Source organism: Stenotrophomonas sp. YJH_SMC_16 (assembly GCF_059367875.1).
On sequence record NZ_JCAFRH010000013.1, the window covers coordinates 80,342 to 89,221 of the forward strand.

The window sequence follows — 8,880 nt, forward strand, 5'->3', positions numbered from 1 at the left end:
GGCAGCACCAACGGAAAAGGCCGCGGCATTGCCGCGGCCTTTCTGTACTCAACGCAGCAACAACGCTCAACCGTTCGGAATCAGCGTCTCGATGAGATGCTCGACATAGGCTTCGAAATCCTCGCGCGCCTGCTTGGGCTGCTGCAGCTGCAGGGACAGCTGCAGGAAGCCGACATAGGCGGCGTAGGCCAGGCGTGCGCGATGGCGTGCATCGGTCGAGCTGAGCCCTGCCTGGCGGAACGAGGCGATCAGATAGTCGAGGCGGCGCTGCGACACGCGGTCGATCACCGGCCGCACCATCGGATGGTCCAATGCCTTCAGCAGCTCGCTGTAGATGATGTGCGGCTGCACTTCATGCGCCACCATCTGGAACAGCTGGCGCAGGCGCACGCGCGGGTCCGGTACGTCTTCCAGGCTGCCGAACACCTGTTCCTGTTCGAACAGTTCCCAGCGTTCCAGCGCGGCCTGCAACAAGGCGTCACGCGAGGGGAAATGCCAATAGAAACTGCCCTTGGTCACGCCGAGTCGCCGCGCCAGCGGTTCCACCGCAACGGCGCCTACGCCTTGTTCAGCAATCAGGTCGAGGGCCGCCTGGGCCCAGTCTTCGGCACTCAGGCGGCTGTTGCGGCCGGCGCGCGGTTCGCCGGCAGAAGCGTCAGGTTGATTCATGGGCTGATTTAACCATACGCCGGGGTTCGTTGCAGTACGCCGTTGCGGGCGAAACCGTCAAAGGCCTCTCCTGCAGGCCTGTCGCACTGCACCATACGATGCAGTATTGACTTCCCTCACAGGCGATCCATACTAGCAAGTATGGTTACGTCCCCTACTCCCGCTGCGTTCCATGACCTGCGCCTGGAGGCGGCCCATGGCGCCCGCCTCGCCGCCACTGCCAGCGACCACGGTCGCCGTGGCCGGGTGCTGTTCGCGCACGGCTTCGGCCAGACCCGTCATGCCTGGAATGCCACCGCGCGTGCCCTGTCTGCAGCCGGCCTGCAGACCCTGGCTTATGACGCACGCGGCCACGGCGATTCGGACTGGAATGCCGCCGACCTGCCCTACCACGGCGAACAGTTCGCCGATGACCTGATCGTGCTGGCCGGCGAGCAGCCGCGCCCGCCGGTGCTGGTCGCAGCCTCGATGGGCGGCCTGTTCGGCCTGCTGGCCGAATCGCGCTGGCCGGGCCTGTTCTCGGCGATGGTGCTGGTCGACATCACCCCGCGTTGGGATACCGCCGGTGTTGAACGCATCCTGGCCTTCATGACCGCCCATCCCGACGGCTTCGCCTCGCTCACCCAGGCCGCCGACGTGATCTCGGCCTACATGCCGCACCGCCCGCGCAAATCCGAGCAGTCGCTGCGCGCCCTGCTGCGCGAGGACGGCCATGGCCGCTGGCGCTGGCACTGGGATCCGCGACTGGTGGCCGAACTGGCCCGCGACAGCGAGCAGCACCAGGATGCACTGGCCGAGGCCGCGCGGCAGGTGAAGTGCCCGCTGCTGCTGGTCAGCGGCGGCCGCAGCGACCTGGTCACGCCGCAGACCGTGGCCGAATTCCTGGCGTTGGCGCCGCACGCGCGCCATGTACAGCTGCCGCAGGCCACGCACATGGTCGCCGGCGATGACAACGACGCCTTTACCGCTACTGTGTTGGACTATCTGGACGTGTTGCCCGCAGCAGACGCTGCGGCTTCGTCCGCCACAAACGAGCACGTCACCGGAGCACGCTCATGAGCATCGTTCTTCCCTTCCTCGCCCTGCTGCTGGCAGGCGCGTTCGTCGCCTACCACCGCATGCGGCTGGTTACCTGGACGCTGATCAGCGTGGCCCTGCTGGCCGCCTGCTGGTTCATTCCCTACGTCAACCAGACCGCCACGATCGTCGCGGCCGCCGTGCTTGCCGTCATCGCCGTGCCGCTGCTGCTGCCGTTCATCCGCAAGCCGCTGCTGACCGGCCCGATGATGAAGGTGTTCCGCAAGGTGCTGCCGCCGCTGTCGCAGACCGAGCGCATCGCGCTGGAAACCGGCTCGGTCGGCTTCGAGGGCGAACTGTTCACCGGTGATCCGGACTGGAACATCCTGCTCAACTATCCCAAGCCGCAGCTGACCGCCGAAGAACAGGCCTTCCTCGATGGCCCGGTGGAAGAGCTGTGCACCATGGTCAACGACTGGGAAATCACCCACGTCCATGCCGACCTGCCGCCGGAGCTGTGGGCCTTCATCAAGAAGAACAAGTTCTTCGGCATGATCATCCCGAAGGAATACGGCGGCCTGGGCTTCTCCGCACTGGCCCACCACAAGGTGATCCAGAAGCTGGCCTCGGTGTCTTCGGTGGTCAGCTCCACCGTCGGCGTGCCGAACTCGCTGGGCCCGGGTGAACTGCTGGTGCATTACGGCACCCAGGAACAGAAGGACCAGTACCTGCCGCGCCTGGCCGATGGTCGCGAGGTGCCCTGCTTCGGCCTGACCGGTCCGTTCGCCGGTTCCGACGCCACCTCCATTCCGGACTACGGCATCGTCTGCAAGGGCGAGTGGAACGGCGAGCAGGTGCTCGGCGTCAAGCTGACCTTCGACAAGCGCTACATCACCCTGGCGCCGGTCGCATCGCTGATCGGCCTGGCCTTCCGCATGTACGACCCGGATGGCCTGATCGGCGATACCCGCGACATCGGCATCACCCTGGGCCTGCTGCCGCGCGACACCGCCGGTGTTGAAATCGGCCGTCGCCACTTCCCGCTGAACTCGACCTTCCAGAACGGTCCGATCCGCGGCAAGGACGTGTTCATTCCGTTGACCCAGCTGATCGGTGGCGCAGCCATGGCCGGCAAGGGCTGGAACATGCTCAACGAGTGCCTGGCCGTGGGCCGCTCGATCACGCTGCCGTCCACCGCCAGTGGCGGTGCCAAGGCCGGTGCCGCCGTCACCGGCGCCTACGCACGCATCCGCAAGCAGTTCGGCCTGTCGGTCGGCCGCTTCGAGGGCGTGGAAGAAGCGCTGGCCCGCATCGGCGGCAAGGCCTACAAGATCAGCGCGCTGTCGCAGGCCACCGCCGCGGCGGTCGACCGTGGTGACGTGCCGTCGGTGCCGTCGGCGATCGCCAAGTACCACTGCACCACCATGAGCCGCGAGGTGATCTCGGACATGATGGACGTGATCGGCGGCAAGGGCATCATCCTGGGGCCGCGCAACTTCGCCGGCCGCAGCTGGCAGGCCGCGCCGATCGCGATCACCGTGGAAGGCGCCAACATCATGACCCGCAGCCTGCTGATCTTCGGCCAGGGTGCGATCCTCTGCCACCCGTGGGTGCTGAAGGAAATGAAGGCCGCGCAGGATCCGGACACCCGTGCCGGCCTGCAGGAGTTCGACCGCAGCCTGTTCGGCCACATCCGCTTCGGTATCTCCAATGCCGTGCGTTCGTTCTGGTTCGGCCTGACCGGCGCGCGCTTCGGCGCCGCCCCGGGCGACGCCTATACCCGCCGCTACTTCCGCAAGCTGGACCGTTACTCGGCCAACCTGGCGCTGATGGCCGATATCTCGATGATGACCCTCGGCGGCAAGCTGAAGTTCAAGGAATCGCTGTCAGGCCGCCTGGGCGATGTGCTGAGCCACGTCTACATGACCAGCGCCATGCTCAAGCGCTACCACGACGAAGGCGCACCGCAGGCCGACCAGCCGCTGCTGGCCTGGGCCTTCCATGACAGCGTGCACAAGATCGAGGAATCGCTGTCGGCCGCGCTGCGCAACTTCCCGATCCGTCCGATCGGCTGGCTGATGTGGGCGCTGATCTTCCCGCTGGGCCGTCGTGCCGAGGCTCCGGGCGACCGTCTGAGCCGCCGCGTCGCCGCCCTGCTGATGGCGCCGAACGAAGCGCGTGATCGTCTGGCCAGCGGCGTGTTCCTGACCCCGTGCGAGAACAACCCGGGTGGCCGCATCAACAGCTACCTGAGCAAGGCGATCATGGCCGAGCCGGTGGAGCGCAAGTTCCTCAAGGCGCTGAAGAGCAAGGGCATCGAAGCGCTGGACTTCAAGGCCCAGCTGGACGAAGCCGTGGCCGAGGGCGTGATCACCCAGGACGAGCGCAGCCTGCTGGAAGAGCTGCGCACGCTGACCCTGGACACCATCACCGTGGACGATTTCGACACCCACGAGCTGCGCGCGGCCAGCTACTACGACCGCCAGCACAAGGATCCGCATTCGCAGGCGGCCTGATCGCCCGCGACACGCGTTGCCTTCGACGGCGGGCCTCGGCCCGCCGTCGTTCTATCCGCCGACCGGAAACCGCTCATGTCCACGCCCCTGCTTTCGCTCTACCGCCGCCTGCAGCGCTGGCCCGCCGGCAACTGGCTGTTCTCGCGCGCGGTCTGCTTCAAGGCGCCCTACTTCGCCAGCATCGCACCGCGCATCACCCGCCTGGAACACGGCCGCTGCGAAGGCACGCTGGCCGATCGCCGCAACGTGCGCAACCACATCGGCACGGTGCATGCGATCGCGATGTGCAACCTGGCCGAGCTGACCGCCGGGCTGATGGTGGACGCGTCGCTGCCGAAGGGCATGCGCTGGATCCCGAAGGGGATGCAGGTGCAGTACCTGGCCAAGGCGCGTGGCACGCTGCAGGCGGTGGCGCTGCCGGCACAGCCGATTGTGGTCGCGGCCGAGGGCTATGCGCTGCCGGTGACGGTCAGCGTGCGCGACCGCGCGGGCACCGAGGTGTTCAGCGCGATCATCGACATGTGGATGTCGCCGGAAAAGTAGTGTCCCGGCGAACGGCGCAGCCCCTCGTGGGTGGGCGGCGAAAGCGGTTTATCGGTTGGGCCGGAGGGATGGGGCCGGGCGGGGACGCCGCAAGTACGTCCCTGTAGGCTTAGCCGCGCCATCCATGGCGCGGATACCCCGCCCGGCCCCACCCCTCCGGCCTCTGACAGATCTCTGCGGCGTCCACCACGCAAGAGAAAGAAGAAGAGCAGAAGCAAAAGCGGCCCAATGGCCGCTTTTTTCATGCGCGCAGAGCCCACGAGCGCAGCGACCCGCTGTTGCTCTTGATCTTCTTTTTTCTTCTCCGTGGGCTGGCCGCGCACGGAACCTGTCTGAGGCCGGGCGGGTTGGGTTCGCGGGGGTGTCCGCGGCATGGATGCCGCGGCCAAGCCTACAGGGACGTACTTGCGGCGTCCCCCGCGAACCCAACCCGCCCGGCCAACCCCATGACAAGCTCTACGCGAGCAACCCACGAGGGGCTGCGCCGTTGGCTGGAAACTACGCTACCGCGCGAAACACCAACGCCAGGATCGCAGGCACCGCCTGGATCATGAAAATGCGGCGGCTCACGCTGTAGGCGCCATAGCACCCGGCCACCACCACGCAGGCCAGCGAGAACGTCACCAGCACCGGCTGATTGATCACCAGCCCCACCACGATGCCCGCCGCCAGGAAGCCGTTGTACAGGCCCTGGTTGGCCGCCAGCACGCGCGTGGTCTCCGCCTTCTCCGGCGTGTTGCGGAACGTCTTCAAGCCCAGCGGACGGGTCCACAGGAACATCTCCAGCACCAGGAAGTACAGGTGCAGCACCGCGACCAGCACGGTCAGCAGCAGCGCGATCAGCGACATGGTTTCTCTCCTCGAAATGACTGGACGGGATCAGCGGTCGCGCGGCAGCTTTTTTTCTTCGCGCAGTACACCAAACGCGGCGGCGGTCATGCACGCGGCAACCACCACGCCACCGATGAACACCACATGTGAACCAAACAGCGACAAGCCCTTGTGCACCCACGCAAAGCTCAGGTCCGCGCCGCGGTACACCACCGTATCGATGGCCGCGCCGGCCTTGTAACGCCACTGCCGGTCCACGCGGGTATAGATGGTTTCACGTGCCGGCTTGGCCAATGCGAACTCGCTGGCGCGGGTCATCACCTGCACCACGGCCACCATCAACGGCATGGGTGAAGCGGCAAGCACCGAGAAGCCGATCAGGATCGCAAAGCCAGGGATCAACAGGGCCGGCGCGATGCCGTGGCGCGACAGCAGCCAGCGGGTCAGGCCCAGCTGCATCAGCAGCGCCAGTGCGTTCACTGCCAGGTCGATGCGCGAGAAGAACGCGGTGGCGGCGCCTGCATCATTGAATGAGGCACGCACGATTGTGGCCTGCTGGTTGTACAGAAGGGTGCCAATGCCCACACCGAACAGCACCATGATCGCCAGCCAACGCAGCAGGGGTTCGCGAACGATCAGCTTGAGGCCGTCGAGCACACTACCGCCCATCGGTTTTTCTCCCGACACCAGCCGCTGCTCACGCTCGCGCAGCACCGCCCAGTGCCGCAAGCGCCAGATGCAGAACAGGCAGACCATCAGGAATCCGGTGGATACCAGCATCAGGTTGGCAATACCCAACCGCTGCACCAGCACACTGGTGATGAACGGCCCGAGGAAGGCACCGATGGTGCCGGCCGCGCCGATGTATCCGTAGAAGGCACGCGCCTGCGCGTTTGAAAAGACGTCGGCCATGAAGCTCCAGAACACCGCCACCGCGAACAGGTTGAAGACGCTGATCCAGAAGAAGAAGGCCATGCCGCGCCCCGGCACGTTGCTATCGAACAACGCATAGAAAACCAGCAGAGTGACGATGAAGAACCCATACACCGCCGGCAGGAACACCCGCCGCGGGAAGCGGCTGACCAGCCAGCCGTACACCGGCTGCAGTACCAGCATGATCACGAACACGCAGGAGAACAGGAACTGCAGGACAAAGTCCTTCAGCGCGATGCCATGGCTGGCAAACCAGGCGATCAGCATCGGCGGAAACACGGTCTCCAGGTCAGCCGAGGCAGCCATCGCCTCACGCACCGGGCGCAGCACGTAGTAGCCACTGAGCAGGCAGAAGAAGTACAGGAACGACCACCACAGCGCCGGCGACTCACGCAGTGCCGCCGTCAGCCCACGCAGCGGCCCCTTGCCCTTCACCGCGCTCACGCGGCGTCCCTCGCCAGAAGACGGCGGTTGGACAGCGGCATGGCAGGCTCCGGGGGGCGGTGAAGCGCGTACGTTAGCCAATGCACTGCAACATCGCCAGCAGCAGCCACGCAGAAGGCTGCAACGCAGTGTCACGGCCCCACCCATACGACACGTTCCGACACATGCTTTCAGGGCGTCAAAATTCCAACTTTTTCAACGAGATGCGCATTCATCTTCGCTTTGTTTGTGCACAAGGGAAAAGCGGCGCTAGAATCGCCATCAGCAGTCGCGCACGGGTCTCCACGATGAAAAAGAACAGCCTGCGTCGTCCGATCCGTTCGGCGGCCACCGGTTTGCTGGGCATGTTGATGCCCGTTGCCTTGTCCACCACCGCGCAGACCCCGCCGCCATTGCCGCCGATGCCGGCCAACATCGAATCCGCCGCCACCGCCGTCGCCCACACGCAGCCCGCCGCCTACCGCACCGGCCTGGTGCCGCAGGTGCAGCTGCCGGCGGCCGGCTTCAACGTGGCCAATATCGAATCGATGGCGCAGCAGCTTACCTATGGCGAGCGCGTGCCGGGCATGGCGGTGGCCATCGTGCAGGGCGGGCGCATCCTCAGCGCGCGCGGCTATGGCGTTACCGACGTCAACAACCCGCTGCCGGTCGATGCCCACACCGTGTTCCGCCTGGCCTCGCTGTCCAAGGCCTTCGCCGGCACCATGGCCGGCCTGCTGGTCAACGACGGCACGCTGCGCTGGGACAGCAAGGTCACCGACTATGTGCCGGGCTTCCGCCTGAACTCGCCGGAAGCGACCGATCGCCTGACCGTGGCCGACGTGCTCAGCCATCGCGTCGGCCTGCCCTACAACGCCTACGACCGCGACATCGAAGGCAACGCCGAGTACTACTCACTGACCCAGAAGCTGGCCAACACCAGCCTGAAGTGCCTGCCGGGCGACTGCTACGCCTACCAGAACGTGGCCTTCAGCCTGATCGGCGATGTCGTCTACGCGGCCTCCGGCAGTTTCTACGAGCAGTCGGTCGAGCGCCGCATCTTCAAGCCGCTGGGCATGAACGATGCCAGCCTCGGCCTGGCCGGCATCCAGGCCAGCTCGCGCTGGGCGCGTCCGCACGTGCGCAGCCGCAATGGCTGGGTGTCGCTGACACCGAAGCCGACCTACTACCGCGTCGCCCCGGCGGCCGGCGTCAACGCCAGCGCCAGCGATATGGCGCAATGGCTGCTGGCCCACACCGGCCACCGCCCGGACGTGCTGCCGGCACCGCTGCTGGCCACCCTGCACTCCAGCCTGATCAACACCCCCGGGGAGATGCGTTCGGGCTGGCGACGCGAGCGCCTGCATTCGGCCGGCTACGCACTGGGCTGGCGCACCTTCGACTATGCCGGCCACGATGTGGTGTTCCATGCCGGTGCCGTGCAGGGCTATCGTGGCCTGGTCGCGCTGGTGCCGGAGCGCGATCTCGGCATCGCCATCATGTGGAACGGCGAAAGCGGCCTGCCCAGCGGCCTGCTGCCGACCGTGCTCGATTCCGCGCTCGGCCTGCCGACGCAGCGCTGGCTGGATGTGGACACCGACTTCGGCAGCGACAACCTGATGGCCGAGGGCGCAAGCCCGGCGCAGCAGGACAAGCGCAAGGGCAAGGGTGCCTCGAGCAACCGCGCGGTGGCGTCCCCGCGCTGATCAGGCGGGCTCGACCGTAAACATGAAGGGCGGCCTGAGGGCTGCCCTTTTTGTTGTTGTGTAGAGCCGAGCCGTGCTCGGCTGAGCGGAATTCTGGCGCGAGGCAGCCGAGCATGGGCTTGTATGTTCCTCCCGGCTCCTACGAGGTATGTAGGAGCCAGGGTGGAGGGACCGTCAACATGATATCTGCGGGTACCAGCCGACAGACGAGCCGAGCGATCCCCATCCCGCACCTTAACGTC

The 8,880-nt window shown here is 66.2% G+C and carries 7 protein-coding genes; 4 read left to right on the top strand and 3 right to left on the bottom strand.

The genetic code is table 11. From position 1 onward, the window contains the following. Positions 1 to 66: 66 nt before the first annotated feature. Positions 67 to 669, bottom strand: coding sequence for a TetR/AcrR family transcriptional regulator (locus AC5P6E_RS20335; RefSeq protein WP_006464233.1), 603 nt, complete (start codon positions 667 to 669; stop codon positions 67 to 69). A gap of 141 nt (positions 670 to 810) precedes the next feature. On the opposite strand from AC5P6E_RS20335, the gene AC5P6E_RS20340 reads away from it, so the two are divergent. The 3 genes from AC5P6E_RS20340 to AC5P6E_RS20350 all read left to right on the top strand — a co-directional run bounded on the left by AC5P6E_RS20340 (position 811) and on the right by AC5P6E_RS20350 (position 4,745). Continuing rightward, entirely contained in the window at positions 811 to 1,728 is a 918-nt protein-coding gene (locus AC5P6E_RS20340; RefSeq protein WP_043399152.1) for an alpha/beta fold hydrolase, read from the top strand. Next, entirely contained in the window at positions 1,725 to 4,202 is a 2,478-nt protein-coding gene (locus AC5P6E_RS20345) for an acyl-CoA dehydrogenase (RefSeq protein WP_019336415.1), read from the top strand. The genes AC5P6E_RS20340 and AC5P6E_RS20345 overlap by 4 nt, the downstream gene beginning before the upstream one ends. A 75-nt stretch (positions 4,203 to 4,277) precedes the next feature. Further along, positions 4,278 to 4,745, top strand: a complete 468-nt coding sequence (locus AC5P6E_RS20350) for a DUF4442 domain-containing protein (RefSeq protein WP_019336416.1) — start codon at positions 4,278 to 4,280, stop codon at positions 4,743 to 4,745. A 498-nt stretch (positions 4,746 to 5,243) separates the two neighbouring features. Here AC5P6E_RS20350 and AC5P6E_RS20355 read toward each other — a convergent pair whose 3' ends face one another. Continuing rightward, positions 5,244 to 5,594, bottom strand: a complete 351-nt coding sequence (locus tag AC5P6E_RS20355) for a DUF1304 domain-containing protein (protein WP_019338688.1) — start codon at positions 5,592 to 5,594, stop codon at positions 5,244 to 5,246. Between the two features lie 30 nt (positions 5,595 to 5,624). After that, the gene (locus AC5P6E_RS20360; RefSeq protein WP_281056231.1) at positions 5,625 to 6,953 is read right to left on the bottom strand and encodes an NTP/NDP exchange transporter; all 1,329 of its coding nucleotides are present in this window, start codon (positions 6,951 to 6,953) and stop codon (positions 5,625 to 5,627) included. 287 nt (positions 6,954 to 7,240) lie between these two features. Between AC5P6E_RS20360 and AC5P6E_RS20365 the strand changes: the two genes are divergently transcribed. Then, the gene (locus AC5P6E_RS20365) at positions 7,241 to 8,638 is read left to right on the top strand and encodes a serine hydrolase domain-containing protein (RefSeq protein ID WP_019338690.1); all 1,398 of its coding nucleotides are present in this window, start codon (positions 7,241 to 7,243) and stop codon (positions 8,636 to 8,638) included. Positions 8,639 to 8,880 lie beyond the last annotated feature (242 nt).

What these genes read in the sequence shown, in the direction of transcription:
- AC5P6E_RS20335 (WP_006464233.1), bottom strand. Translation starts at nt 669, where the DNA reads ATGAATCAACCTGACGCTTCTGCCGGCGAACCGCGCGCCGGCCGCAAC.
- AC5P6E_RS20340 (WP_043399152.1), top strand. Translation starts at nt 811, where the DNA reads ATGGTTACGTCCCCTACTCCCGCTGCGTTCCATGACCTGCGCCTGGAG.
- AC5P6E_RS20345 (WP_019336415.1), top strand. Translation starts at nt 1,725, where the DNA reads ATGAGCATCGTTCTTCCCTTCCTCGCCCTGCTGCTGGCAGGCGCGTTC.
- AC5P6E_RS20350 (WP_019336416.1), top strand. Translation starts at nt 4,278, where the DNA reads ATGTCCACGCCCCTGCTTTCGCTCTACCGCCGCCTGCAGCGCTGGCCC.
- AC5P6E_RS20355 (WP_019338688.1), bottom strand. Translation starts at nt 5,594, where the DNA reads ATGTCGCTGATCGCGCTGCTGCTGACCGTGCTGGTCGCGGTGCTGCAC.
- AC5P6E_RS20365 (WP_019338690.1), top strand. Translation starts at nt 7,241, where the DNA reads ATGAAAAAGAACAGCCTGCGTCGTCCGATCCGTTCGGCGGCCACCGGT.